The sequence below is a fragment of the Bartonella sp. SL317 genome (assembly GCF_059687655.1).
On record NZ_CM185144.1, the window covers coordinates 413394 to 436043 of the forward strand.

General features: G+C 43.3%; 20 protein-coding genes and 5 pseudogenes. 6 read left to right on the forward strand and 19 right to left on the reverse strand.

Features of this window, described 5'->3' with window-relative positions; all coding sequences use genetic code 11:
• Positions 1-1183: 1183 nt before the first annotated feature.
• Positions 1184-1498, reverse strand: a complete 315-nt coding sequence (locus tag AC6ER9_RS01930; protein WP_497074763.1) for a hypothetical protein — start codon at positions 1496-1498, stop codon at positions 1184-1186.
• A 773-nt stretch (positions 1499-2271) separates the two neighbouring features.
• Between AC6ER9_RS01930 and AC6ER9_RS01935 the strand changes: the two genes are divergently transcribed.
• Positions 2272-2664: a helix-turn-helix domain-containing protein gene (locus AC6ER9_RS01935; RefSeq protein WP_497074764.1), complete on the forward strand. Its 393-nt coding sequence runs from the start codon at positions 2272-2274 to the stop codon at positions 2662-2664.
• Between the two features lie 354 nt (positions 2665-3018).
• On the opposite strand, the gene AC6ER9_RS01940 is transcribed toward AC6ER9_RS01935, so the two are convergent.
• The gene (locus AC6ER9_RS01940) at positions 3019-3456 is read right to left on the reverse strand and encodes a hypothetical protein (RefSeq protein ID WP_497074765.1); all 438 of its coding nucleotides are present in this window, start codon (positions 3454-3456) and stop codon (positions 3019-3021) included.
• Between the two features lie 91 nt (positions 3457-3547).
• Positions 3548-3853 (reverse strand): hypothetical protein, encoded by a 306-nt coding sequence (locus AC6ER9_RS01945; protein ID WP_497074766.1) that lies wholly within the window; start codon positions 3851-3853, stop codon positions 3548-3550.
• 803 nt (positions 3854-4656) lie between these two features.
• On the opposite strand from AC6ER9_RS01945, the gene AC6ER9_RS01950 reads away from it, so the two are divergent.
• Complete coding sequence (locus AC6ER9_RS01950) at positions 4657-5046, forward strand: helix-turn-helix domain-containing protein (protein WP_497074767.1); 390 nt, start codon at positions 4657-4659, stop codon at positions 5044-5046.
• A 1797-nt stretch (positions 5047-6843) separates the two neighbouring features.
• Here AC6ER9_RS01950 and AC6ER9_RS01955 read toward each other — a convergent pair.
• From AC6ER9_RS01955 to AC6ER9_RS01965, 3 genes and pseudogenes are all read right to left on the reverse strand, one after another.
• Entirely contained in the window at positions 6844-6987 is a 144-nt protein-coding gene (locus AC6ER9_RS01955; RefSeq protein WP_497074768.1) for a hypothetical protein, read from the reverse strand.
• 608 nt (positions 6988-7595) lie between these two features.
• Positions 7596-7760, reverse strand: coding sequence for a hypothetical protein (locus tag AC6ER9_RS01960; RefSeq protein ID WP_497074769.1), 165 nt, complete (start codon positions 7758-7760; stop codon positions 7596-7598).
• Positions 7761-8183: 423 nt separating this feature from the next.
• Positions 8184-8336, reverse strand: a pseudogene (locus tag AC6ER9_RS01965) (ClpB D2-like domain containing protein); the annotation flags it as partial.
• A gap of 474 nt (positions 8337-8810) precedes the next feature.
• On the opposite strand from AC6ER9_RS01965, the gene AC6ER9_RS01970 reads away from it, so the two are divergent.
• Positions 8811-9179, forward strand: a complete 369-nt coding sequence (locus tag AC6ER9_RS01970) for a helix-turn-helix domain-containing protein (protein ID WP_497074770.1) — start codon at positions 8811-8813, stop codon at positions 9177-9179.
• Positions 9180-9272: 93 nt separating this feature from the next.
• Here AC6ER9_RS01970 and AC6ER9_RS01975 read toward each other — a convergent pair whose 3' ends face one another.
• From AC6ER9_RS01975 to AC6ER9_RS02010, 8 genes and pseudogenes are all read right to left on the reverse strand, one after another.
• The gene (locus AC6ER9_RS01975) at positions 9273-9419 is read right to left on the reverse strand and encodes a hypothetical protein (RefSeq protein WP_497074771.1); all 147 of its coding nucleotides are present in this window, start codon (positions 9417-9419) and stop codon (positions 9273-9275) included.
• Between the two features lie 131 nt (positions 9420-9550).
• Complete coding sequence (locus AC6ER9_RS01980; RefSeq protein WP_497074772.1) at positions 9551-9775, reverse strand: hypothetical protein; 225 nt, start codon at positions 9773-9775, stop codon at positions 9551-9553.
• Between the two features lie 325 nt (positions 9776-10100).
• On the reverse strand, positions 10101-10253 hold the full coding sequence (locus AC6ER9_RS01985; protein WP_497074773.1) for a hypothetical protein: 153 nt from the start codon (positions 10251-10253) through the stop codon (positions 10101-10103).
• 209 nt (positions 10254-10462) lie between these two features.
• A complete protein-coding gene (locus tag AC6ER9_RS01990; RefSeq protein WP_497074774.1) occupies positions 10463-10687 on the reverse strand; it encodes a hypothetical protein in 225 nt (74 codons plus the stop codon).
• 599 nt (positions 10688-11286) lie between these two features.
• Positions 11287-11513: pseudogene (locus AC6ER9_RS01995) on the reverse strand (ClpB D2-like domain containing protein); the annotation flags it as partial.
• A gap of 161 nt (positions 11514-11674) precedes the next feature.
• Positions 11675-11901 (reverse strand): annotated as a pseudogene (locus AC6ER9_RS02000) (ClpB D2-like domain containing protein); the annotation flags it as partial.
• Between the two features lie 161 nt (positions 11902-12062).
• Positions 12063-14642: an ATP-dependent chaperone ClpB gene (clpB, locus tag AC6ER9_RS02005; protein ID WP_497074775.1), complete on the reverse strand. Its 2580-nt coding sequence runs from the start codon at positions 14640-14642 to the stop codon at positions 12063-12065.
• 648 nt (positions 14643-15290) lie between these two features.
• Positions 15291-15497, reverse strand: a complete 207-nt coding sequence (locus AC6ER9_RS02010) for a hypothetical protein (RefSeq protein ID WP_497074776.1) — start codon at positions 15495-15497, stop codon at positions 15291-15293.
• Positions 15498-16518: 1021 nt separating this feature from the next.
• Here AC6ER9_RS02010 and AC6ER9_RS02015 point away from each other — a divergent pair.
• A pseudogene (locus AC6ER9_RS02015) lies at positions 16519-16763 on the forward strand (helix-turn-helix domain-containing protein); the annotation flags it as partial.
• Positions 16764-17084: 321 nt separating this feature from the next.
• Positions 17085-17492, forward strand: a complete 408-nt coding sequence (locus AC6ER9_RS02020; RefSeq protein WP_497074777.1) for a helix-turn-helix domain-containing protein — start codon at positions 17085-17087, stop codon at positions 17490-17492.
• Positions 17493-17863: 371 nt separating this feature from the next.
• Here AC6ER9_RS02020 and AC6ER9_RS02025 read toward each other — a convergent pair whose 3' ends face one another.
• The 5 genes from AC6ER9_RS02025 to AC6ER9_RS02045 all read right to left on the reverse strand — a co-directional run bounded on the left by AC6ER9_RS02025 (position 17864) and on the right by AC6ER9_RS02045 (position 22110).
• Positions 17864-18253, reverse strand: coding sequence for a conjugal transfer lipoprotein TrbH (locus AC6ER9_RS02025; protein ID WP_497074778.1), 390 nt, complete (start codon positions 18251-18253; stop codon positions 17864-17866).
• A 1918-nt stretch (positions 18254-20171) separates the two neighbouring features.
• On the reverse strand, positions 20172-20426 hold the full coding sequence (yacG, locus tag AC6ER9_RS02030) for a DNA gyrase inhibitor YacG (RefSeq protein WP_497074779.1): 255 nt from the start codon (positions 20424-20426) through the stop codon (positions 20172-20174).
• A 113-nt stretch (positions 20427-20539) separates the two neighbouring features.
• A complete protein-coding gene (locus tag AC6ER9_RS02035) occupies positions 20540-21307 on the reverse strand; it encodes a Maf family nucleotide pyrophosphatase (protein WP_497074780.1) in 768 nt (255 codons plus the stop codon).
• 209 nt (positions 21308-21516) lie between these two features.
• A complete protein-coding gene (gene infA, locus AC6ER9_RS02040) occupies positions 21517-21735 on the reverse strand; it encodes a translation initiation factor IF-1 (RefSeq protein WP_004857577.1) in 219 nt (72 codons plus the stop codon).
• A gap of 228 nt (positions 21736-21963) precedes the next feature.
• Positions 21964-22110 carry a hypothetical protein gene (locus tag AC6ER9_RS02045; RefSeq protein ID WP_497074781.1) on the reverse strand — a complete coding sequence of 49 codons (147 nt, stop codon included), beginning with the start codon at positions 22108-22110 and terminating at the stop codon, positions 21964-21966.
• A gap of 296 nt (positions 22111-22406) precedes the next feature.
• Between AC6ER9_RS02045 and AC6ER9_RS02050 the strand changes: the two are divergent.
• Positions 22407-22549 (forward strand): annotated as a pseudogene (locus AC6ER9_RS02050) (helix-turn-helix domain-containing protein); the annotation flags it as partial.
• Between the last annotated feature and the right edge of the window lie 101 nt (positions 22550-22650).

A 22650-nucleotide genomic window follows, 5' to 3' on the forward strand; every position in this document is an offset into this window, starting at 1 on the left:
CCTCAAAGGTAAGATCTCAACACGGCATCTAACTCATAAAAGCCGTGTTCTCACGCCCCAACACGCAAAAACCTCTCCACACACACGGAAACCCTCACGGCCCCTTCACCAAAACTCTTGAAACATCACGCGCCCATCACAAAAGCACGGATAACCTTAGCTTCATACATGCTCCACCAAACCATGCACCAAAGCTCCTCCAAGCACACGAAGCCCCCCTCAGACACCGCGCCCCTGTCCCCCACAAAAGCATGGTATCCGCCCCCATTTCAACATTCCCTTACGAAAAGCAAAGCAGACCACCTTGCAACATCACACCCCTTAGGACAAAGCGCCCTAAAAGGGTTTCCCCAAAATGACGCCCCCAAAAGGACTTCCCCCAAGGGGGTTTCCTAAAAGGATTGCTCAAACCTCACACTTTTCGCCCCCCAAGGTTCCTCAAAGATAAGATCTCAACACGGCATCTAATTCATAAAAGCCGTGCTCTCACGCCCCAACACGCAAAAACCCCTCCAACACACGAAAACTCTCACGGCCCCCTTCACCAAAACTCTTGAAACATCACGCGCCCATCACAAAAGCACAGATAACCTTAGCTTCATACATGCTCCACCAAACCATGCACCAAAGCTCCTCCAAGCACACGAAGCCCCCCTCAGACACCGCGCCCCTGTCCCCCACAAAAGCATGGTATCCGCCCCCATTTCACCATTCCCTTACGAAAAGAAAAGCAAACCATCTGGCAACATCACACCCCTTAGGACAAAGCGCCCCCAAAAGGACTTCCCCCAAAAGGGGTTTCCCCAAAAGGACTTCCCCCAAGGGGGTTTCCTAAAAGGATTGCTCAAACCTCACACTTTTCGCCCCCCAAGGTTCCTCAAAGATAAGATCTCAACACGGCATCTAACTCATAAAAGCCGTGTTCTCACGCCCCAACACGCAAAAACCTTTCCACACACACGGAAACCCTCACGGCCCCCTTCACCAAAACTCTTGAAACATCACGCGCCCATCACAAAAGCACGGATAACCTTAGCTTCATACATGCTCCACCAAACCATGCACCAAAGTTCCTCCAAGCCACGCTTTAGGTATCATCCATCAAAGCCCCTGAGACGACATTCCACATCCCTGTCCTCATCTAACTCATTTTCCACGATCACCCGCTTGCATTTCCGCATGATCACGCTTCAGGATTATGTTTCTTCGATTGAGTCTTTTTTGACTTCACCGGTACGATCTCGATCCGCGAGATTGTTTTGATATCGCTTTCTCCCGTTACTTGAAGAGGCAAAACTTTTGCCAGCAGCGAAAAAAAAGGCACGGGATTATTCAGGGCATGATATTGCAGATAAGAGACCAATCCATCCTCACCATACTGAGATCCAGCCTGTTCTGCCGCTGTCAGTAAGGCTTCATTAAACCGCTTTGTTGTTTTATTCATCGTTCCTTTTTTCCGCCCTCTTCGAGTTAAGGGAAGACAAGGTTTCTCAGCCATTCTTATGCTTCCTTTTCAATCAAAAAAATCAATCCCATGACATAGAAAAATGATCGCCACCCCTCGTCTCAAGGGCTATCACCTCAAAGGACGAGGATTCCACCCAACGCCGGTCTGTCAAAAAGTCCAGCTTTTTCTCTAGAAATTCCCCCCTTATGGTTAATTTCTGATTAAGCCCCCATAAAGCCGAAATTCCGCACCTGATTTTTACAAATCCACACTTTTACGCTTTACCATTTTCACAGAAATAAGCCCCGCGCGCTGCTCAGTAAACAATCCCCCAAAAAACCACCCCGCAGCACTCTATAAACAACCACCCAACTTCTTGCCCCAACCAATCCCCCCTCAAAGTTCAGTACTTCAAAAAACACGCCAAGCAAGCCCACCTCTAAACTATTCACCAGTCACTCTTACAACAGGCACCTTTAATTTACACCCCCGCTTATCCTCCGTCTCTCAAACAACACTCTTACAGTATAACAACACTCTTACAGTATAAGAGCAAAGTTTTAATTTTTCTTGCCAACCTTTTGAAAGTACTTTATTGATAAACACGTGTTTTTGATCGTCCACGCAACGGTCAAATAGGGAGTTGAAAACCCGAAAACTCGTACATGAATTTGCCCCGCTTTGCGGGTATCCCGGAGTTCCGGAGTTTTTGCTATGTCCAAGTGCATTTTATGCACTAAAAGCAAAAAAGCTGATTCGAGTTCAGTATTTTCAACCTCCCGGAATACCAATGCGAGGGCGCTCGCGACCGGAGGGGGCACAAAGTGCAAACCAAAAATCCACATTTTCAAACTAAAAATTCACACTTTAATGACATTTCGATTGGTAAAAGAATTCGTCACAGAAGAGTTACAATGGGGCTTTCTCAAAAAGCATTAGGAAGCTCTTTAGGTGTCAGCTTCCAACAAATTCAAAAATATGAAAAAGGTTTCAACCGTGTAAGCGCAGGGCGTTTACAAGAAATTGCCAACCTGCTGAAGGTCCCTGTTACCTTTTTTTACACAGACATTGCCCCAAAAGAAGATATTTCCACAAAAGACAACCACCCCTACGTTGATCAAGAAATCTACAGTGAAAAGGAACAAACCCTTGTAAAAAATTTTAGAGAGCTTCAGCCGAAAAAACAAAAGGCAATTTTATGGTTAATTTCTGATTAAGCAAAATCCCCTACAAAGCCGAAGTTCCGCACCTGATTTTTACAGATCCACGCCTTTACGCTTTACCATCTTGACTACACAGCAGCCCCACGCACTGCTCAGTAAACAATTCCCCAAAAGACCACCCCGCAGCACTCTATAAACAACCACCCAACTTCTTGCCCCAACCAATCCCCCCTCAAAGTTCAGTACTTCAAAAAACACACCAAGCAAGCCTATCCCTAAAATATTTAATATGACGCGCGCACAAAAAATACCTAGATGTATCAATCTATAACGCAACATCAACCTCAAAGAACGATGTTTTACGGCATGATAGGATAAAAATATAATATCTCTTAAAGAGGATGTCCTTTATCGCGCGATAAGATCTATAGCTTTAGCTTGCATTTTTTCGTAGATCTTGCGCATAACCTTCATATTATTCATTCGCATATCAAGGATAGACTTTTCCATGTCTTCTAAACGCCCTTTGTCGAGATTTCTCAGCCGTGTATAGTGCGATGCCATTGCTCGTCGCGCTCCATCATAAGGCAATCCTCCTTTACGAAGCTTTGGTAGATTATGTCCCCTATTGATGATGTTATATTGCTTAGGATCAGAAACAATCATTACATGATCTTTAATAACATCTATTTCCGCTAAAGCTGTTTTGAGGCTCCCTGCCATAGACTTACTATTGGCATATCTAAACAAGTCATTTGCTACAATTTTACGTTCTGTACTAATCAGTAATGATAAGTTACTACTACACCCAACATGACAAACATGATCATACAATTCATTCCACACACCATGTAGCTTCTTAGTTACTAATGTTTGAGCACGACTTTCTATATAGTTATTTTCACGGAAAAAAATCTTTTCTATCTTGTCATCCTCTTCAGAAATAATCGCCTCCTATCATAACACCTTTGTCTAACCAATCTGGACCATATTTTTCATCAGCTTTTTTTGTAGAAAATCCCATATCACGAATAAATTGTGCTCCATGTTCAGATCTAAGAAACAAAAGCGTATGTGCTGGAGGCTCAGTCATTGCCAACCATTCCCATGCAGCTTTATCATCACCAGCACGATCTGCAGCTTCTGACTCGGCAGTATAAATACCATCTTGATCTAAACCACCTGCTCGTAATTCCCCACGTTCCGCATCCGTCATATAACTTTTGGGTAATTTCTTTTCCATAGAAAATTCCTTTTGACACCATTTATTCAAATTTAATTTAATCGTTAAATCTGGTCAATTGAAGTTTTTCTAATTCTTTATAGCAAGCTGTCTTTTAAGCCTAAATTGACCTCCACCCCTCACCTCAAAGGACGAGGATTCCACCCAGCGCCGGTCTGTCAAAAAGTCCAGCTTCTTCTCTAGAAACTCCCCCCTTATGGTTAATTTCTGATTAAGCCCCCATAAAGCCGAAATTCCGCACCTGATTTTTACAAATCCACACTTTTACGCTTTACCATTTTCACAGAAATAAGCCCCGCGCGCTGTTCAGTAAACAATCCCCAAAAAACCACCCCGCAGCACTCTATAAACAACCACCTAACTTCTTGCCCCAACCAATCCCCCCTCAAAGTTCAGTACTGCAAAAAACACGCCAAGCAAGCCCACCTCTAAACTATTCACCAGTCACTCTCACAACAGGCACCTTTAATTTACACACCCGCTTATCCTCCGCCCCTCAAACAACACTCTTTTACAATATAACCACATAAGCAAAGATTTTAATTTTTCTTGCCAACCTTTTGAAATTACTTTATTGATAAACGCGTGTTTTTGATCGTCCACGCAACGGTCAAATAGGGAGTTGAAAACCCGAACGCTCAGTACATAAATTTGTCCCACTGTTGTGGGTATCCCGGAGTTCCGGGAGTTTTTGCTATGTCCAGGTGCTTACCAGCACTAAAAGCAAAAAGCTGACTGAGCTCAGTATTTTCAACCTCCCGGAATACTCATGCGAGGGCGCTCGCAACCGGAGGGGGCACAAAGTGCAAACCAAAAATCCACATTTTCAAACTAAAAATTCACACTTTAATGACATTTCGATTGGTAAAAAAATTCGTCAGAGGCGCATTGCCATGGGGCTTTCTCAAAAAGCATTAGGAAGCTCTTTAGGTGTCAGTTTCCAACAAATTCAAAAATATGAAAAAGGTTTCAACCGTGTAAGCGCAGGGCGTTTACAAGAAATTGCCAACCTGCTGAAGGTCCCTATTACCTTCTTTTATGCTCATCTTGTCACAGCGGATATTTCCACAAAAGACAACCACCCCTACGCTGATCAAGAAATCTACAGTGAAAAGGAACAAACCCTTGTAAAAAATTTTAGAGAGCTTCAGCCGAAAAAACAAAAGGCAATTTTATGGTTAATTTCTGATTAAGCAAAATCCCCTAAAAAGCCGAAGTTCCGCACCTGATTTTTACAGATCCACGCCTTTACACTTTTCCATCTTGACTAGAAAGCAGCTAACAAAAGGCTTACCACCCTGCGCTGCTCAGTAAACACGAGTCTGAAACAATCCAGCTTCTCTTAAAGCAAGTTTTCTCTGTTGACTTCAGATCACCACACCTTCAAAAGCATGGTGTTTTTTCAAACTTGCCAATCTTGCCCTTTAAATATTCACCTGCCACTCTCACAACAAGGACCTTTAAATTTACATTGCTCAACGAGCATCATCCTTCAGAGAGCAGTATTTTACCGTAAAATTTTAAAGCAGAAAAACGCTCATCATCTAAAAAATGATGAAGAAGTAGGTCTTACACATCCTATATCTTTGCTTAAACAGCAAAGAAATTCGCAATCGGTCGTAAAAAATACCCCCGCCCTCAAACTTTTCCATGCCTGATATCATCGCCTTAGACGACGGTGTTTTACGGCATGATAAGATAAACACTGGTCCCTCAACACTCCAATTTCTTGCCTAGGCCAATTCCCCTGCTAAATTTAAATCACCACACCCCAAACAATATGCTTTACAGCACAACAGGATATCACGCCATTTCAAACGACAAAATCTTGACGCACACATAGAGCAACAAATAGCAAAATTTAGGAAGCAACAAACAGCAAAACCTCGGAAAGCTTAATCCCCCTCAACGTCACCCTGAATGATCCCCACCACATCATTTTCCCAACCATTATCTTTCACTCTCTCTTCAATGAACTTTTATGTTTCAATGGACTTTACAGGAGACTTCACGGCTACATCTCAACAGATTTTATGATTTTTCTACCTATTTTATGGAGTTTTATTTACGGAACTCCCACCTATGGGACCTTTACGGCTTTTACCAAGAGCTCTATCTGATTGAGAGCTACAATTCCGATTATGTCATAATGATATCTTTTTACATTGACCTTGTCAAGTTTTTATCTTTTATTTTGATCTTTTCATATCATTCTTTTTTGTGATCATCTCTCTCATACAACCACAACGCCCAAAATATAAAGCACAAAATAAAACGTCATTGTGTTGCATATTCACGCGCTTGTAAGAATATGTCTTACAGCCTTCCCCATTTCACAACATCCCCCTTCATGTGTCATATGACACAACAGGGCGCGACAAATATAATGCTCAACTCCTCATGATTATAAAAACCAAACTTTCCCCCTCACATTGTTTTCCCTTTGGGTTTTCCCTCTAGATTTCCCCTCTCGTAGCAACACCCCTTTATTTCCAACCATTTCAACACCCTCTCCTTCATTCGCCATAACACACTTACAACGCATCCTCCCTCTTCATGCCAACTTATCCCTTCATTCACAGACACTCTGCTCCAGACATACCCCATCACCGCTCTTTATCAAAACATTTACCTCTCCATACCCCCACACGCCCTCTTCTATTCACCCTATCCTCTCCCATCAACAAGCCCCACAAACTTCCCCCTCTCCCTCTCAATGTATCCCTTCATTCCTCCCGTCATACCCTTCCATCACACCCCAACAGCGCTCTTTACCCCAACCATATCTCTCCAGTCACAAGCCTCTTCCCAATCGCTCTCACCTCATTTCACGCCATAGAAAAAACCAACACGACGCACAGCAATTTTATGGTTAATTTCCAATCAGACAACAGCCCTCAAACATTATGTATTCATATATCCAGCATTCCCCTACTCAAGATTCCCCATGCCTGACAGCACCGCCCCGTAAAGAGCAGTGTTTTAGGACATCAGAAGACAACAAAATCCCAAACCACACCCCAGTCTTCTCCCCCATTCCACGCCATACCACAAACCCAACACACACCTCCAACCACGCCCCAAAGCGCGCACAACGCCACCACAACACATAAATCCTCCGTATAAATCCCCATATCTTAAAATTTCCCCTTGCTTTTTACGATTACACGTTTTTACGTCTTGCCTAAAAAAGCAACCAATAAAACTTGCCACCCACCGCCTCCTCATCTAAAAAAACACTCCTAAAGGACACAGTTTCCACCCCGCACGCTATAAACAACAAACATGCTTCTTATCCAACCAATCATTCCACCTTCAGATCACTTTCCATCAAAAAACGCTGCTTCATCAAACACAAACAAACTAGCCTCATTCTCTTAAGCTATTTTTCACACATCCCCTCACATCAACTCTCACCCATACCACCATCTTTTATACACATCCTCCACGCCACACTCTCTCCTCCATTCTCCACTCTTCTCTCCTTTCCACACCCTCTAATCAACATCCCCTACGGCACTCGTCATCCCAACATATCTCTCCACGCATAAGACTCTTCACGTCCCGATCTCCCCCCATTCCACGCCATAGAAAAACACAACACGTTGCAAAGAAATTTTATGGTTCATTTCCAATCAGACAAAAGTCCTCAAACATTATGTGTTCATATATCCAGCATTCCCCTACTCAAAATTCCCCATGCCTGACATCACCGCCTCGTAAAGAGCAGTGTTTTAGGACATCAGAAGATGCCAAAAACACCAACCACGCCCCAATCTTCTCCCCCATTCCACGCCATACCACAAACCCAACCCCCCCCAACACGCCCCATAAAGCGCGCACAACGCCACCACAACACATACCCCCCACGCCCTAAAACTGCCCCTTGACTTTCACGATTCCACATTTTTACGTCTTGCCTAAAAAAAGCAACCAATAAAACTTGCCACCCACCACCACCTCCTTTCTTAAAAAAATGTCCCCAAAGGAGAAAAATTCTCCTTTCTTTTTTACAGATAAACGTTTTTACGCTTTTACAGCTTTACAGAATTTAGCTAAATGAAACTTTCACCCAGCCCGTGCAGCTCTGTTAAGAATCCAGCATCTTATAGCAGATTTTTATCATCGACCACGCATACAGAACAGCACACCTAAGAACCCCTCAAACAACAGTGTGTTATGGCATAAGAAGCTTATCACCACCCTTTATACCATGGAATTTTTCCTCGAACCTATGTTGAAGGCAAAAGCACCAACACGCCTCTTGCTTTGCAAGGATCACAGACATCTCTTCTGTGATCACCACCTCACCCACGCACTATCTCAAAGCCTACTTTTCAGGCAAAAACACCAAGCGATCACCTTGTTTTGTCACTGTCACAGCCATCTCGTCGTGAATTTCTCCAAACAAGATTTTTTCTGCCAAAGGATCTTGAATTTCCTTTTGGATAATCCGTCTAAGCGGACGGGCCCCATAAAGAGGCCTTTAAAAGCAGCCCCACGCACTGCTCAGTAAACAATAACCAAAACTCTTGACCAATTCCCTTGGCTTCCCACTTTGTGGGCCTCAGATTTCCATCCTTTAAACGGATAGTGCTTCATAAAGCACACATTGGCTTATCCCGAATATTCCTGCTCTCTTCACCACACCTGCAAACAATACTCTTTTACAATATAACCGCATAGGCAAATATTTTAATTTTTCTTGCCAATCTTTTGAAATTACTTTATCACTCAAAAGGTGCTTTGATCGTCTACGCAGCGATCAATAGGGAGTTGAAGCCTGAAAAGCCTAATACATGAATTTGTCCCGCTTTGCGGGTATCCCGGAATTCCGGGAGCTTTTGCTATGTCCAAGTGTGTCTTACGCACTAAAAGCAAAAGGCTGATTAGGCTCAGTACTTTCAACCTCCCGGAATACTCATGCGAGGGCGCTCGCAACCGGAGGGGACACAAAGTGCAAACCAAAAATTCACACTTTAATGACATTTCAATTGGTAAAAGAATTCGTCAGAGACGCATTGCCATGGGGCTTTCTCAAAAAGCATTAGGAAGCTCTTTAGGTGTCAGCTTCCAACAAATTCAAAAGTACGAAAAAGGTTTAAACCGTGTAAGCGCAGAGCGTTTACAAGAAATTGCCAACCGACTGAAGGTTCCCATTACCTTTTTTTATGCTCATCTTGTCACAGCGGATATTTCCACAAAAGACAATCCCTCATACGATGATCAAGAAACCTATAGTGAAAAGGAACATGCTCTTGTGAGAAATTTTAGAGAGCTTAAGCCGAAAAAACAGAAGGCAATTTTATGGTTGATTTCCGATTAGATAAAAGCGCTCGTAAACATTCTTGGCTCATCCCCTTCAAGTAAAATTTATGCCATCCCAAGGGAGTATTTCATCAAGTGCCATAAGCATGCCCTATCCTCTCTCACCATCCTTCATGCATTTCGTCACACCAACTCTTGTATACACCACCTCTGTCCATTCCCCACTCTTCTCTCCTTTCCATCTCCTCCCATCAACCCCTCCTACGGCACTCGTCATCACAACGTATCCTCCATTCACAAGCCTCTTCCCAAGCCTCTTCCCCATTCCACGCCATAGAAAAAACCAACACGACGCACAGCAATTTTATGGTTAATATCCAATTAGACAAAAGCTCTCAAACATTATGTATTCATATATCCAGCATTCCCCTACTCAAAGTCCCCATGCCTGACAGCACCGACCCGTAAAGAGCAGTGTTTTAGAACATCAAAAGATAACAAAATCCCAAACCACACCCCAACCTTCTCTCCCCATTCCACGCCATGCCACAAACCCACCCCCCCAAACACGCCCCATAAAGCGCGCACAACGCTACCACACAACGCATACCCCCCACGCCCTAAAACTGCCCCTTGACTTTCACGATTCCACATTTTTACGTCTTGCCTAAAAAAAGCAACCAATAAAACTTGCCACCCACCACCGCCCCCTTTCTTTAAAAAATGCCCCCACAGGAGAAAAATTCTCCTTTCTTTTTTACAGATAAACGTTTTTACGCTTTTACAGATTTAAAGACTTTAGCTAAATAAAACTTTCACCCAGCCCGTGCAGCTCTGTTAAGAATCCAGCATCTTATAGCAGATTTTTACCATCGACCACGCATACAGAACAGCACACCTAAGAACCCCTCAAACAACAGTGTGTTATGGCATAAGAAGCTTATCACCACCCTTTATACCATGGAACTTTTCCTCGAACCTATGTTGAAGGCAAAAACACCAACCACACCTCTTGCTTTGCAATGATCGCAGACTTATCCCCTCCATCCCAATTTATCTCTCCATCCTTCCCTTCATACCCTTGCATCACACCCCAACAGCACTCTTCATCACACCATATTGCCCCATTCATAAGACTCCTCATCCCCAACTTGTCCCTCCATTCCCTCGCATCACGCCTCAACAGTGCTCTCTGTTTACAAGACTCCTCATCCCCAACCTTCTCTCCCCATTCCACGTCATGCCACAAACCCAACACGACGCAAAGCAATTTGGTGGTTAATATCCAATTAGACAAAAGCTCTCAAACATTATGTATTCATATATCCAGCATTCCCCTACTCAAAATTCCCCATGCCTGACATCACCGCCTCGTAAAAAGCAGTGTTTTAGGACATCAGAAGATGCCAAAAACACCAACCACGCCCCAATCTTCTCCCCCATTCCACGCCATACCACAAACCCAACACCCCCCCCAAACACACCCCACAAAGCGCGCACAACGCTACCACACAACACATACCCCCCACGTCCTAAAACTTCCCCTTGATTTTCACGATTCCACATTTTTACGCTTTTACGGCTTTACTGAAAGTTACAAAGAAAATGTACAAACCACCACCGAACAATCCCTCATCTTTTTAAAATCCTCCAAAGGACGACCCTGCACTCCGTAAACAATGATCTCACCTCCTTCCCCATATCCTAAAACTTCCCCTTGCCTTTTACGATTTCACGTTTTTACGTCTTGCCTAAAAAAAGCAACCAATAAAACTTACTACCCACCACCGCCTCCTCATCTTTAAAAAACGCCCCCACAGGAGAAAAATTCTCCTTTCTTTTTTACAGATAAACGTTTTTACGCTTTTACAGCTTTGCAGACTTTAGCTCAATAAAACTTTCACCCAGCCCGCACACTTCTCTGTCAAGAATCCAGCATCTTATAGCAGATTTTTACCATCGACCACGCATACAGATCAGCAGACCTGAGCGCCCGTCAAACAACAGTGTTTTATGGCATAAGAAGCTTATCACCCCCTTTTCGATACCATGAAATTTTCCTCGAACCTATGTTGAAGGCAAAAGCACCAACACGCCTCTTGCTTTGCAAGGATCACAGACATCTCTTCTGTGATCACCACCTCACCCACGCACTATCTCAAAGCCTACTTTTCAGGCAAAAACGCTAAGCGATCACCTTGTTTTGTCACTGTCACAGCCATCTCGTCGTGAATTTCTCCAAACAAGATTTTTTCTGCCAAAGGATCTTGAATTTCCTTTTGGATAATCCGTCTAAGCGGACGGGCCCCATAAAGGGGCCTTTATCAGCAAAGAATTCTCGAACCTCGGGTTCGATATGCAAGGTTATGTTGCGTTCATTGAGCAAATTTTCAAAGGGTGTATCTGAACAATTGCCTCTATTATCTTTTGATCGTTGTAGCCACAAAAGAATAATCCGATACGGCCTTAAAACACCAACCACGCCTCTTGCTTTGCAAGGATCACAGACATCTCTTCTGTGACCACCCCCTCACCCGCGCACTATCTCAAAGCCTACTGTTCAGGCAAAAACGCTAAGCGATCACCTTGTTTTGTCACTGTCACAGCCATCTCGTCGTGAATTTCTCCAAACAAGATTTTTTCTGCCAAAGGATCTTGAATTTCCTTTTGGATAATCCGTCTAAGCGGACGGGCCCCATAAAGGGGCCTTTATCAGCAAAGAATTCTCGAACCTCGGGTTCGATATGCAAGGTTATGTTGCGTTCATTGAGCAAATTTTCAAAGGGTGTATCTGAACAATTGCCTCTATTATCTTTTGATCGTTGTAGCCACAAAAGAATAATCCGATACGGCCTTAAAACACCAACCACGCCTCTTGCTTTGCAAGGATCACAGACGGCTCTTCTGTGATCACCACCTCACCCGCGCACTATCTCAAAGCCTACTTTTCAGGCAAAAACACCAAGCGATCACCTTGTTTTGTCACTGTCACAGCCATCTCGTCGTGAATTTCTCCAAACAAGATTTTTTCTGCCAAAGGATCTTGGATTTCCTTTTGGATAATCCGTTTCAGCGGACGTGCTCCATAAAGAGGATCATAGCCTTTATCAGCAAGGAATTCTCGAACTTCGGGTTCGATATGCAAGGTTATGTTGCGTTCATTGAGCAAATTTTGCAAATGTTGTATCTGAATATCGACAATGGCCTCCATGTCTTTTCGTTGTAACCGTTGAAAAAGAATAATCTCATCAATACGGTTTAAAAACTCCGGACGGAAAGCCGCTTTTACAACATTCATGACATCGTCTTTGGCTTGATCAACCATTTGTCCTTCCGGCAAAGCAGTTAAAAACTCAGCTCCAAGATTGGAAGTCATAATCAACAAAGTATTACGAAAATCAACGGTTCTTCCCTGACTATCGGTCAAACGCCCTTCATCCAACACTTGCAGCAACAAATTAAAGATATCCGGATGCGCCTTTTCAATTTCATCAAAGAGAATAACTTGATAAGGTCTTCTGCGAACAGCCTCTGTGAGCACGCCCCCTTCTTCATATCCGACATATCCAGGTGGTGCTCCAATGAGGCGTGCACCGGCATGTTTTTCCATATATTCCGACATATCAATCCGCAACATGGCATTGGGATCTTGAAAAAGAAAAGCCGCCAAAGCTTTGGTGAGTTCGGTTTTCCCCACACCGGTAGGTCCCAAGAACATGAAAGAACCCAGTGGACGATTGGGGTCTTGCAATCCAGCCCGCGCGCGCCGGACAGCCCGTGCCACCGCTTGAACCGCTTCGCCTTGTCCTACAACACGGGTTGCAATTTCATCTTCCATACGCAAGAGCGCCTCGCGTTCTGCTTCCAACATCCGATCAACAGGGATGCCCGTCCAGCGTGAAACAATCCGCGCAACATGTTCAGCAGTGACCGTTTCTTCCACGAGCTGATTTTGTTGGTCATCATTTTCTGCAAGAGTCAATTGTTTTTCGAGTTCCGGAATAACACTATAAGCCAGCTCTCCCGCTTTTTGGAATTGTCCATTCCGTTGTGCAATCGCCAAGGCATTGCGTGCTTCTTCGAGTTGTTTTTTCAAATCAGCAGCATGGCCTAATTTTTGTTTTTCAGCCTGCCAAGCCGTTGTCATTTCAGCAGACTGCTGTTCCAATGTTTTGAGCTCTTCCTGCACATTTTTCAAACGTTCTTTTGCTGTAGGCTCGATATCAGTTTTCAAGGCTTCTCGCTCGATTTTCAACTGTAAAATACGCCGATCCAGCGCATCGAGTTCTTCTGGTTTTGAATCCACCTGCATACGCAAGCGTGCAGCAGCTTCATCGATCAGATCAATAGCTTTATCCGGCAAAAAACGATCGGTAATATAACGATCAGACAACCTTGCTGCGGCAATCAAAGCACTGTCTGCCAAACGCACTTTGTGATGTTGTTCGTATTTTTCTTTAATTCCACGCAAAATAGAAATGGTATCTTCCAAAGAGGGCTCGGGCACAAAGACCGGTTGAAAACGACGCGCAAGAGCGGCATCTTTTTCGACATATTTGCGATATTCATCCAAAGTTGTTGCGCCCACACAATGGAGTTCTCCACGCGCCAAAGCGGGTTTGAGGAGGTTTGAAGCATCCATGGGACCATCAGATTTTCCAGCCCCCACAAGGTTATGCAATTCATCAATAAAAAGAATAATCTGTCCATTTTCGGCTTGCACTTCCGCCAGCACAGCTTTGAGACGTTCTTCAAATTCTCCGCGATATTTTGCACCCGCAATAAGTGCCCCCATATCCAAGGCATAGAGTTTTTTATCGCGCAAAGTTTCTGGAACATCGCCATTGATAATGCGCAGTGCCAATCCTTCCACGATGGCGGTTTTTCCCACGCCCGGCTCACCGATTAGGACGGGATTATTTTTCGTCCGCCGTGAAAGCACCTGAATGGTGCGTCGAATTTCTTCTTCTCGCCCAATAACAGGGTCGAGTTTTCCCTCGCGTGCATCTTTTGTGAGATCACGAGCATATTTTTGCAAGGCATCATATTGACCTTCAGCATGAGGGCTTGAGGCTGTTTTTCCTTTGCGCAAATCATTAATAGCTTGATTAAGGGCTTGCGGAGTCAAGCCCGCTTTTGTGAGAATATCGGCTGTTTTTGCGGACTTTTCCATCAACAACGCTTGCAAAACGCGCTCCACAGTGACAAATTGGTCACCGGCTTTTTGTGCAAGCTCTTCTGCCAGCGCAAAAACTTTTGCCACCGGCTGCGAGAGATAGAGCTGTCCATTTCCGCCCTGCACTTTTGGCAAAGCCTCAAGCGCTTCTTTAAGCAATGTTTGAATAAGCTTAAGATCTCCCCCTGCTTTTTGAATAAGCGACGCGGCCAATCCTTGAGCATCGTCTAACAAGACTTTCAAGACATGTTCCGGCATAAATTGCTGATGATCAGAAGCCAGAGCATTATTTTGTGCTGATTGTAAAAAACCTTGCACGCGTTCGCTATATTTTTCCAAGTTCATTTTTTTCCTTTCTTGCGAGCTCCCTTTAGGCACCCGTTTTTGGTCACAGCCACAGTCCTTTTACACTCTCAAAACACTAAACCAAAAGAGCTCTCCCCACCATATTTATAAAAACCACCTCACCACACAAATACCAGAAACGTTAAAGCATGAAGAACTGTTGTGTTAAAATGAATATGGGTTGCGATCTAAACGAGTGCAAGAGCAAAACCATGAAAGAAAAAATAAAGCCAAGCAACGCGTGCGAAAATCCCCCCACAAATGATCTCACCCCTTGCAACAAATCACACGTCCCTATCCCCTAAAAACATTCAGGAGAGTACATTAAAGAAGAAGATACAAGCAAATCCCTAGAAAATTAACCTTTATCCCCCTTTAAAAAACCTCCTCTTCACCTCAACACGCCCCTAACATCCAATCGCCCTCAAGAATCTTCCTCCGGTACAAAATTTATCCCTAAAACGGTACCTTTTTTATGCGCCCCCACTAATCCCTCCCCACCAATGACCCAATATTATCAACCAACATGTTTTTGCCAAAACAACTTTTTATAAAAATTGCCAACATTCCCCTTAGCTTATCAAGAATTTTCTAATCTTCCCTCGCTTTAAAAAGCGAAAGTTTCCAAGTAATACCGATCAATCCCCTTCACAAAGCAGTTTTTTCAACTTCCCCACCCCACTCAATAAATACGCCCTTTCCTTTTCTCCATCCCAGCTTATCCCTCCACACATAAGTGGCTCTTCTCCCCTCATCCTCTTCCATTCCACCCCATGCCACAAGCCCAAACCACGCCCCAAACATTCCCCCTAAAAGACACACACGATGCATAAACAAAGCATAAAGCTTCCACACCCTAAACTTCCCCCTTAACCTTCACGACTCCACATTTTTACGCTTTACCATTTTTAAAGAAAACAGCCAATGAAACTTGCAAAACACCACCACCTTTTCTTAAAAAAACTCAAAGGACCACGCCACCCCACGCTCTATAAACAACAATCTAACTTCCCCCCACTTCATCGAACCTTACCCCGCACCGACCTATCTTCAAATCCCCCTTCAAACGAATGAGCTTCATCAGAAGCAAAAAACACACCCAATTCTTCACGCATCTTTTCACAGCAACTCTCATCAATGCAGCAGCGCAGTTAACAGCGCTTTTTTATCCTCCACTCCGCACGCCCTCCTCTATTCTATCATCAAAACACCCACACACTTCCCCCTCTTCATCCCAGCTTATTCCTTCATTCCTCGTATCATGCCCTAACAGTACTCTCCCATCCCAGCACCCCCTCCGCACATAAGTGACTATTCACCTACCAGCTTTCTCACCACATACCATGCGCAAACCACGCCCCCAACATTCCCCTCCAAAGCACGCACGACACATAAACAAAGCCCCCATGCCTTAAAACTTCCTATTTTACAGATCTACATTTTTACACTTTTATATTTTTAAAGAAAACAGCCAATGAAACTTGCAAAACACCACCACCTTTTCTTAAAAAAACTCAAAGGACCACGCCACCCCACGCTCTATAAATAACAATCTAACTTTTCTCCACGCTCTCACTTCATCGAAGCTTACCCCGCACCGACCTATCTTCAAATCCCTCTTCAAACGAATGAGCTTCATCAGAAGCAAAAAACACACCCAATTCTTCACGCATCTTTTCACAGCAACTCTCATCAATGCAGCAATGCAGTTAACAGCGCTTTTTTCTTGCCAACCTTTTGAAATTCCTTTATCATTTAAAGAATATTTTTATCGTCTACGCACCGATCAAGAGGGACAACAAGCCCTAAATCCGAGCGTACAATTGAACCCGCTTTGTGGGTGTCTCGGAATTCCGGGAGTTTTTGCACTGTCCAGGTGCTTAACAGCACTAAAAGCAAAAAAACTGACTCGGATTCAGTACTTTTAGACTCCCGGAATACCAACGCGAGGGCGCTCGCACGAGGCGGGGGCCTTAAAGTGCAAACCAAACACCCACAGTTTCAAACCAAACATCCGCACTTTAATGACATTGCTAATCAAGCAAAAGAATTCGCCACAGACGCATTGCCATGGGGCTTTCTCAAAAAACCTTAGGAAATTTTTTAGGTGTCAGTTTCCAATAAACCCCAAAACACGCATCTTTTCACAGCAACTCTCATCAATGCAGCAACGCAGTTAACAGCGCTTTTTTCTTGCCAACCTTTTGAAATTCCTTTATCACTTAAAAGATATTTTGATCGTCTACGCACCGATCAAGAGGGATTAAAGGTCCTAAATCCGAGCGTACAATTGAACCTGCTTTGTGGGTGTCCCAGAATCCGGGAGATTTTGCTATGTCCAGGTGCTTAACAGCACTAAAAGCAAAAAGCTGACTCGGATTCAGTACCTTTAACTCCCGGAATACCAACGCGAGGGCGCTCGCAACCGGAGGGGGGCTTAAAGTGCAAACCAAAAATCCACAGTTTCAAACTAACAACTCACATTTTATTGATATTGCGATTGGCCAAAGAATTCGTCACAGAAGAGTTGCAATGGGGTTTTCTCAAAAAGCCTTAGGAAGCTTTTTAGGAGTGAGTTTCCAACAAATCCAAAAATATGAAAAAGGTTTGAACCGTGTAAGCGTAGGGCGTTTACTGGAAATTGCTCAAAAGCTACAAGTGCCTATGAACTTTTTCTATGCGGACCTTTTAACAAAAGATATTGCCAAAAAAGAAGATCTTTTAACACAAGAAAGTCCTTCACCCCATGATCAATACATGTTCAGCGAAAAAGAATTTTCCCTTGTAAAAAACTTTAGAGAACTTACCGTTAAAAAACAAAAGGCAATTTTGTGTTTGATTTCAGATTAAGCAAAAGCACCCTCAAACATCATGGGCTCATATATGCAGCCTCCCCCTGCACAACATGCCCCCTGCATAACATGCCCCCTGCACAACATTTCTCATGATCCATATCACAGCCCCGTAAAGCGCCGTGTTTACGGCAGATAGGGGATATCACAAGCCCCCAAAAGACGACGTTTTACAGCCCTCTAGAGTAACAAACGTCCCCTCATAAAGGAACACAAGCTAAAGGGAAGATACTTCACCATTCTCACCAGCGTTTTATCTGATTTAACGGGTCCACGGTTTCACTTCTTCCACAGTTTCACTTTTTAAGGCGATTTTTTTCCAACATTTCCTTATTATCTATTCCTTTGAGACAAAGCACCAAAGGAATTTCATCGATTATAAGTCCGTACATAATAACGTGTTACGTCACCCTCTTCATAATAGACAGTAGACAGAATACCGATATCGATTGGCATTATTTGATAAGTTAAAATGACACCATTTTGCTGTTTTTTTGGTTGATCTGTATAGATCACGCGATATCCACTGCGCTGCAACAGATTGATAAATAAAGGTGCAAAATTGTCTTCTATTTTACCTTTTTTCACAATAAGTGTTGTATGAGCTGGCGGTAAAGATTGTTTAAGATTATGAACAAAATCATGAGCAATTAACTTTATATCAGCTTGCGTAATATTTTGAGCAACATAATTTGAATGATTCACAGATGCGCAACCAGCCACCAACACAAGCGGTAATGGTAATAAATATCTTGGCATCTCGAAGCCCCCCTATCAATTGTATCCTCTCCTGCAAGGCTCCTACACAAAAAAGTAAGAGCGACCTTGCTAGAAGGCAAGTATTAACAATGTATCGGCCCATAATCAAGTGCTCGTAAATTAATTTTTTACGCATTAAAAAAAGTGCCCCAAAAGGGACACAGAGCTTCCATCCCGTGCTCTCGTAAACAATAATTAAACCTTTCTCCCCGTGCCCCCACTATCTAATCACCACCTCGTAAAAAGCAGTGTTTACAGCATGATAGGATATAACAAGCCCTCAAACGACACTGTTGCATCAAGCTTCAAAAACAGCCCCATCCCCTCTCGCCATTCTTCACACCTCCCTTCGCTCGCACCACTTCTTGTACACGACCACCCCTATCCATACGCATTTCCTCACACCTCTATCTCCATCAACACGCCTACACACTTCCCCCTCTTCATCCCAGCTTATCTCTTCATTTTTCGCTTCATATCCTCAATCACGCACCAACAGTACTCTTTATCCCAACAGATCTCTCCATTCACAAGCCTCTTCACCCCTCGATACTCTCATCCCATTCCACACCTCCCTTCGCTCGCACCACTTTTTGTACACGACCACCCCTATCCATACGCATTTCCTCACACCTCTATCTCCATCAACACGCCTACACACTTCCCCCTCTTCATCCCAGCTTATCTCTTCATTTTTCGCTTCATATCCTCAATCACGCACCAACAGTACTCTTTATCCCAACAGATCTCTCCATTCACAAGCCTCTTCACCCCTCGATACTCTCATCCCATTCCACACCATGCCAAAAGCTCAAACCACACTCCCAACATACCCTCAAAGCACACACGATACATAAACAAAGCATAAATTCCCCATGCCTTAAAATTTCCCCTTAGCCTTCACCATTCCACGTTTTTATGCTTTACCATTTTTACTGAAAAGTAGCCAATGACACTTGCCAACCACTACCCTTTCTTCAAAAAATCTTAAAGGACCAATCCACCCCACGCTCTATAAACAATAATCGAGCCTCCTACCCAACACCCTTATCTCCCAATTCATCCAACAAACGACAACGCTTTCAAGAGCTCGACAAACAAACCCACCCCTACAATTATTCACCACATATTCTTATAAAAAAACACCATCTGTAAAAAACTCTAATTCACCATACAAAACGATAATATGTTAGAGCACAATAGGAATTTTATCAGGAAACACTCTCGCTTTTATTTAAGTTTTATCCCCCAACCATTTCCTAACATTCAGTTTTTTACATGCCCAGCCTTACGCTTCCAAAATTCTCTTTCAACCTCCCCCCTCAACGCAAATGCCTAGCGCCTTCCTGACACATTCCAACGTCTCTTAGAAAAGCAAGAGCTCCCTTACTTCACCGCTATTCCCTAAAAAACTTACCTCAAGACGCAAAGCGCACACAGAATTCCCCCAACCGTTTCCTAACATTCAGTTTTTCACATGCCCAGCCTTACGCTTCCAAAATTCTCTTTCAGCCTCATGCTTTCAACCTTCCCCCTCAACGCAAATACCTAGCACCTTCCTAACATTCCAACGTCTCTTAGAAAAGCAAGAGCTCCCTTACTTCACCGCTATTCCCTAAAAAACTTACCTCAAGACGCAAAGTGCACACAGAATTCCCCCAACCGTTTCCTAACATTCAGTTTTTTACATCCCCAGCCTTACGCTTCCAAAATTCTCTTTCAGCCTCATGCTTTCAACCTCCCCCCTCAACGCAAATACCTAGCGCCTTCCTGACACATTCCAACGTCTCTTAGAAAAGCAAGAGCTCCCTTACTTCACCGCTATTCCCTAAAAAACTTACCTCAAGACGCAAAGTGCACGCAGAATTCCGCTTCAATATGCAAAATTCACGCAACCTCCACCATAGGGCATCTTCCTTTATTCTTCTTCATCACTAACTTGTGGTGGGGGTGGTAAAATATAAGAACCCGAAAGCCAACGGTTCAGATCAATGGCGCGACATCGGGGAGAACAAAAAGGATAAGAAGACTTTTGTGACATTTGACCACAAATAGGACAAGGATGGGGAGGACGAGATTCTTTTGGCAAATTGGGCTCTTTTTGCTCAGAGCGTTCTTTTTGGCTATGGAGTTTTTTTTGACATTGAGACGTCTGAGTTTTTTCCTCTTTCATGAATTTTTCTTCTATTTCTTTTTTTTCATTTTGCTTTATTTGAGTTTTTCTTTGCACTTTTTGGTGCTTTTTTTCTGCCTTTCACCCTACATGGCTCTTGCCTTAAAATTTTTCTACAGCGTTTCTTCAGTCCACTGAGTGTAAAGTGGGTAATGATAAGCGGTCAAGAGATCGGCTGTTTCAGCCAAAGGCAATCCCACGACATTAGAATAAGAGCCAGCGATATAAACCACAAAAGCCCCTGCTTTTCCTTGGATAGCGTAGCCACCTGCTTTTCCTTGCCATTCTCCTGAAGAAAGGTAAGCCTTCATCATGGGAGAGGTTAAACGTCTAAAACGTACACGACTTTCAACCAGTTTTACGGTTATTTTTCCCTGTTCATTCAAGGCACAAATGGCGCCATAGACCTTGTGCGCCCGCCCAGAAAGGTATCGTAAACATTCATAGGCCTCATCCTCACCTTCTGGTTTAGGCAGAATAGTGCGCCCCACAGCCACCACCGTATCAGCTGCCAAGATAATTGTTTTCTTCTCAGGCACTTTTTTTTGAAGGTTTTGCAGTTTTTCTTTCTGCAGTTTTTCTTGGGTGAACTTCTGATTTTCTTGGATCTTTTGCGTGTACCAGTGCAAATTCTCTTGCGCTTTGAGTGCTTTTTCTTTTGCCAAACGTTTGGCAAGATTTGCGGGATGTTCTTTTAATTTTGGTGTTTCATCAATATCACTTGCATAAACCTGCTGCGGCTCAATACCCATTTGCGCTAAAAGCATTAAACGCCGTGGCGAAGCGGAGGCGAGCACCAAATGAATATTTTCCCCCAAATGAACTTTTCCCCCAAGAGTTTCTATCAAATGTTTTTTCCTCCACTCTCTTATAATTTTCATTTCCACCCCTTCAACAATCAGTTTGTCTCTTACCTCATTTTAAGCGACCCTAATCTCCTTATCCTTTTCCCACATTGATTTTACAGTATTTTCAAGGCCATTTTAAAGATTCACCTTTTTCACGCATCAAAAGCCTCCTTAAAGTTTACTAAAAATAATAGAAAGAAGTAACTTTTTTATATATATAAAGCACACACCATCCATGACGGTTATTTATAGCGGTACGTAATGCGTCCTTTTGTTAAATCATAAGGGGTCATTTCCACCATGATTTTATCACCAGCTAATACCCGAATACGATTTTTTCGCATTCTTCCAGCGGTATGTGCTATAATTTCATGATCATTTTCCAGTTTCACACGAAACATCGCATTCGGTAAGAGTTCAGTAACGATACCAGAAAATTCTAAAACTTCTTCTTTTGACATAAACAATCATTTCCTTTACAGTGCACGTATTTTATTAAGCTGTTTTTATTAAGCTGTGCGTTATTTTTCAGCGTTCATACCTTATTTTCTCAAATTTGTGAATAAAAATTCCACAAATAAGGGAAGGTTTTTCAAGTTTTCTCTCTTATGTTCTGAAAAAACCACCCCCACACTCTGAGAGTTAGAATTTTCTCCCCAGCCATTTTATCCACTAATTTCTGCTAATTTTTATTTTGATTTCAAAATAATAAGAATACTCTTCCCAATTTTTACCTTTCCATACTCCCACACGCCCTCCTCCATTCGCGCTTCCCTCTCCTCTTCCATCAACGCCCTCACACACTTCCCCCTCTCCATCCCAGCTTGTCCCTTCATTCCCTCGCACCATACACTCACATTATGCACAAACTGCGCTTTTTTCTTGTTAATCTTTTGAAGTTTCTTTATCACTTAAAAGATATTTTGATCGTCTACGCACCGATCAAGAGGGGAAACAAGCCCTAAATCCGAGCGTCCCAATGAACCCATTTTGAGGGTATCCCAGAATTCTGGGAGCTTTTGCACTGTCTAGGTGCTCGACCGCACTAAAAGAAAAAACCTGACTAGGGTTTAGTACTTGTTATTCCCAGAATACCAATGCAAGGATGCTCGCATGAGGCGGGGCGCTTAAAGTGCAAACAAAAAATCCACATTTTAAAATTAAAAATTCACACTTTAATGACATTGCTAATCAAGCAAAAGAATTCGCCACAGACGCATTGCCATGGGGCTTTCTCAAAAAGCCTTAGGAAGCCACTTAGGTGTCAGTTTCCAATGAACCCCAAAACACGCATCTTTTCACAGCAACTCTCATCAATGAAGCAGCGCAGTTAACAGCGCTTTTTTCTTGCCAACCTTTTGAAATTCCTTTATTGA

Bases quoted from the DNA above. Each gene is read 5' to 3' on its own strand.
- AC6ER9_RS01930 (WP_497074763.1), bottom strand. From the start codon at position 1,498: ATGGCTGAGAAACCTTGTCTTCCCTTAACTCGAAGAGGGCGGAAAAAA.
- AC6ER9_RS01945 (WP_497074766.1), bottom strand. From the start codon at position 3,853: ATGGAAAAGAAATTACCCAAAAGTTATATGACGGATGCGGAACGTGGG.
- AC6ER9_RS01955 (WP_497074768.1), bottom strand. From the start codon at position 6,987: ATGGGGATTTATACGGAGGATTTATGTGTTGTGGTGGCGTTGTGCGCG.
- AC6ER9_RS01960 (WP_497074769.1), bottom strand. From the start codon at position 7,760: ATGTGGAATCGTGAAAGTCAAGGGGCAGTTTTAGGGCGTGGGGGGTAT.
- AC6ER9_RS01980 (WP_497074772.1), bottom strand. From the start codon at position 9,775: ATGTGGAATCGTGAAAGTCAAGGGGCAGTTTTAGGGCGTGGGGGGTAT.
- AC6ER9_RS01985 (WP_497074773.1), bottom strand. From the start codon at position 10,253: ATGAATGGGGCAATATGGTGTGATGAAGAGTGCTGTTGGGGTGTGATG.
- AC6ER9_RS01990 (WP_497074774.1), bottom strand. From the start codon at position 10,687: ATGTGGAATCGTGAAAATCAAGGGGAAGTTTTAGGACGTGGGGGGTAT.
- clpB (WP_497074775.1), bottom strand. From the start codon at position 14,642: ATGAACTTGGAAAAATATAGCGAACGCGTGCAAGGTTTTTTACAATCA.
- AC6ER9_RS02025 (WP_497074778.1), bottom strand. From the start codon at position 18,253: ATGCCAAGATATTTATTACCATTACCGCTTGTGTTGGTGGCTGGTTGC.
- yacG (WP_497074779.1), bottom strand. From the start codon at position 20,426: ATGAAAGAGGAAAAAACTCAGACGTCTCAATGTCAAAAAAAACTCCAT.
- AC6ER9_RS02035 (WP_497074780.1), bottom strand. From the start codon at position 21,307: ATGAAAATTATAAGAGAGTGGAGGAAAAAACATTTGATAGAAACTCTT.
- infA (WP_004857577.1), bottom strand. From the start codon at position 21,735: ATGTCAAAAGAAGAAGTTTTAGAATTTTCTGGTATCGTTACTGAACTC.
- AC6ER9_RS02045 (WP_497074781.1), bottom strand. From the start codon at position 22,110: ATGAAGGGACAAGCTGGGATGGAGAGGGGGAAGTGTGTGAGGGCGTTG.